The organism is Christensenella sp. (genome assembly GCF_034927525.1).
Lineage (GTDB): Bacteria > Bacillota > Clostridia > Christensenellales > Christensenellaceae > Christensenella.
Window position 1 is genome coordinate 1 of record NZ_JAYFPU010000315.1, and the last position, 3,587, is coordinate 3,587.

Annotated in this window: 3 protein-coding genes and 1 pseudogene; all 4 read left to right on the plus strand. The window is 67.4% G+C overall.

Going from position 1 to position 3,587, the window contains the following annotated elements:
• A partial coding sequence (asnB, locus tag VB081_RS12800; RefSeq protein ID WP_323401171.1) for an asparagine synthase (glutamine-hydrolyzing) occupies positions 1 to 1,607 on the plus strand: 1,607 nt, incomplete at its 5' end.
• A complete protein-coding gene (locus VB081_RS12805) occupies positions 1,604 to 2,722 on the plus strand; it encodes an N-acetyl sugar amidotransferase (RefSeq protein WP_323401172.1) in 1,119 nt (372 codons plus the stop codon). The genes asnB and VB081_RS12805, both read left to right, overlap by 4 nt.
• Positions 2,719 to 3,099 (plus strand): hypothetical protein, encoded by a 381-nt coding sequence (locus VB081_RS12810; protein ID WP_323401173.1) that lies wholly within the window; start codon positions 2,719 to 2,721, stop codon positions 3,097 to 3,099. Before VB081_RS12805 ends, VB081_RS12810 begins: the two co-directional genes overlap by 4 nt.
• Positions 3,086 to 3,587: pseudogene (locus tag VB081_RS12815) on the plus strand (class I SAM-dependent methyltransferase); the annotation flags it as partial. The gene VB081_RS12810 and the pseudogene VB081_RS12815, both read left to right, overlap by 14 nt.

Genomic DNA, 3,587 nt, shown 5'->3' on the forward strand with positions numbered 1-3,587 from the left:
ACGGCGAGATCTACAACTACATCGAGGTCCGCCGGCGGCTCGCGGCCGAAGGCCGCCGTTTCGACACCGACAGCGACACCGAGGTCCTGTTGCGCGTCCTGGAGAGCCGGGGCGTGGACGGGCTCGACGCCTGCGAGGGCATGTGGGCCTTCGCCTGCTACGAGGAAGGCTCGGGACGCCTCGTCCTGTCGCGGGACCGCTTCGGCGAGAAGCCGCTCTACCTCTTCGAGGACGCGACCGGGCTCTATTTCGCCTCCGAGGTCAAGGCCCTGGCGGCCCTGGCCGGGCGGTCCTTCACCCCCGACCTGACCCACCTGCGCCGCTACCTGGTCAACGGCTACAAGGCGCTCTACAAGACGGAACGGACGTTTTTCACGGAGATCGCCGAGCTGCCCCGGGCCACGGCCCTGACCCTGACGGCCGACGGCGGCCGGGAATGCCGCGCCTACTGGACCCCCGGCCAGGAGATCGACGAATCCCTGTCCTACGCCCAGGCGGTGGAGGCGGCGCGGGAAGCCCTGATCCGTTCCGTGCGCCTGCGGCTGCGGGCCGACGTGCCCCTCGCCTTCTGCATGAGCGGCGGCATCGACTCCAACGCGCTCATCGCCGTGGCGAAAAAGGTCCTGGACTACGACGTGCACGGGTTCACCATCGTCAACACGGACGAGCGCTACGACGAGCAGGAGCTGGTGGACCACGCCGTGGCCGCGCTGGGCCTGCGCCACACCGCCATCCCGGTGAACACGGCCGGCTTCCTGGGCCGGCTGCGCGAGCTGATCCGCTACCATGACGCCCCGGTGTACACGATCACCTACTACGCCCACTGGCTGCTCATGGAGAGCATCCGGGAGCACGGCTACCGCATCGCCATCAGCGGCACGGCCGCGGACGAGCTTTTCACGGGGTACTACGACCACCACGGCATGTACCTGGCCGAGGTGGCCGGCGACCCGGCCCTGTTCGAGGAATCGCTGGCCAACTGGAACCGCCACATCAAGCCCATCGTCCGCAACCCCCTGCTCCAGGACCCCCTGGCCTTCGTGAAAAACCCCGGGCAGCGGGAGCACATCTACCTCGACGCCGCGCGCTTCTCCGGCTACCTGACCGAGCCGTTTTGCGAGGCGTTCGCCGAAACCCGCTATTGCCCCGGCCTGCTGCGCAACCGCATGCGCAACGAGCTGTTCAACGAGGCCGTGCCGGTCATCCTCCACGAGGACGACCTCAACGCCATGTACTATTCCATCGAGAACCGCTCGCCGTTTCTGGACCGCGGGCTGTTCGACGTCTGCGCGTCCATCCCCACCCGCCACCTCATCCGGGACGGCTACAACAAGAAGGTGTTGCGCGACGCCATGCGCGGCATCGTCCCGGACCGCATCCTGGACTGCCGGCGCAAGGTCGGCTTCAACGCGCCCGTCTTCTCGTTCCTGGACGTCGCCGACGCGAAGGTCCGCGAGGAGCTGCTCGACCAGGGCCCGGTCTTCGACCTGGTGCGCAAGGAGGCGGTCGAGGCGTTTTTCGCCAAGGACCGCCTGACCAACAGCGAAAGCAAGTTCCTGTTCAATTTCCTGTGCGTGAAAATCTTTCTCGAGGAGTGCGCCCGGTGAAGTACTGCGTCCGATGCGTCCTGCCCGACACCCGGCCGAACCTGGCGCTTGACGCGCAGGGCCTGTGCAACGCCTGCCGTTCGCACCAGACCCGCGCCGCCATCGACTGGGCGGCCAGGGAGCGGGCCTTTGCCGACGTCGCGGCCCTGGCCAAGTCCAAAAGCCGGGGCTACGACTGCCTCATCCCGGTCAGCGGCGGCAAGGACAGCCACTGGCAGGTGCTCAAATGCCTGGAGCACGGCCTGAACCCCCTGGCCGTGACCTGGAAGACCCCGGCCCGCACCACCCTCGGCCAGGCCAACCTGGACAACCTCGTCCGCCTGGGGGTGGACCACATCGACTACCAGGTCAATCCCCTGGTGGAGCGGAAGTTCATGTACCGCTCCCTGGTCCGCTACGGCGACACGGCCATCCCCATGCACATGGCCCTGTTCGCCATTCCCCTGGGCATCGCCACCCGCTTCGGCATTCCGCTCGTGGTCTGGGGCGAGAACTCGGCCTTCGAGTACGGCGAGGCCAGCCAGGAGCACACCGGGTTCAGGCTCGACGCCGCCTGGCTGCGGACCTATGGCGTGACCCACGGCACCGTGGCCGCGGACTGGGTCGGCGACGGCCTGACCGCCAAGGAGCTCACGCCCTATTGCGGCCCTTCCGACGTCGAGCTGGAGGCCAAGGGGGTGTCGGCGGTCTTCCTCGGCTACTATTTCCCCTGGGACCCGGAGACGACCTTGGCCGCGGCCAAGGCGGGCGGCTTCCGGTCCAGGGAGCAGGGGCCGAAAACCGGCTACTACGACTACGCCGACATCGACGACGACTTCATTTCCATCCACCACTTCCTCAAGTGGTACAAATTCGGATTCACGCGCACCTTCGACAACCTCTCCCTGGAGATCCGCAACGGCCGCATGACCCGGGAGCAGGCCGTGGCCGTCATCGCCGGGCGCGGCGACGAAACGCCGCACGAGGACATCGACGCCCTGTGCCGTTTCCTCGGCATCGACCGGGAACACTTCTTCCGGGTGATCGAGCCCTTCCGCAACCGCGACATCTGGGTGCGAAAGGACGGCGTCTGGAAGATCGAGGACTTTCTCATCAAGGATTGGAACTGGGCATGAAGCTTAAGCAAAACGAACCGCCGCGCGCCTTCGAGGTCGGGCACGACGAGAAGATCGTCATGCACGACTGCGCCCACGTCCTGCTCGATCCCGACGAGCAGGTGACGCTGCTCACCGAGGCCGGGGCCGAGTACGACGTGGCCCGCAAGGACTTCGGCTTTTACGCCACCCCTTCCCTCAACGGCCGCCTGCTGCGTTTCGGCCTGCGGGCGGTGCTGGTGAAAAACCGCCTCGACCAGTTTTTCATCCTGCTCGTGGAGCACGGCCGGGAAGCCCTGTTCGAGCGCTACGTGGAATCGGAAAAACTCCGTATCGTGACATGGCTCGACGCCACGGAACGCCTGGAAGAGCTGGAGCGCCGCCTTGCCGGCGCGTAAGTCCCCCGCGTGCCTGTGCGGGAGCGGCGGCCTGGAGACGGTCCTGGTCTACGACGCCCCGCCCGCGGGGGAGAACCTCTTCTCGTTCAGCCGGGGCGGAAACTATTACCGGGAGGTGCGCCGCTGCCCGGTCTGCGGCCATTTCCTGTCCGTGCACGACCTCGACCTGCGCGAGCTCTACAGCGAGGACTATGTCCGCAGCCTCTACACCGGCCCCGAGGGCATGCGCCAGACCTTCGAGCGCATAAACACCCTGCCCCCGCAGCGGTCGGACAATGTCGGCCGTGTGGCGCGGATCCTCGCGTTCGTGGAGGCGCACTTCCCGCCGGACGCCTTTGCCGGACGCCGGCCGACCCTGCTCGACGTCGGCGCCGGGCTGTGCGTGTTCCCGTATCGGATGCGTCTGGCCGGTTTCGCGTGCACGGCCCTGGACCCGGACCAGCGCGCGGCGCGCCACGCCGTGGAATGCGCCGGCGTCGAGGGGCTTT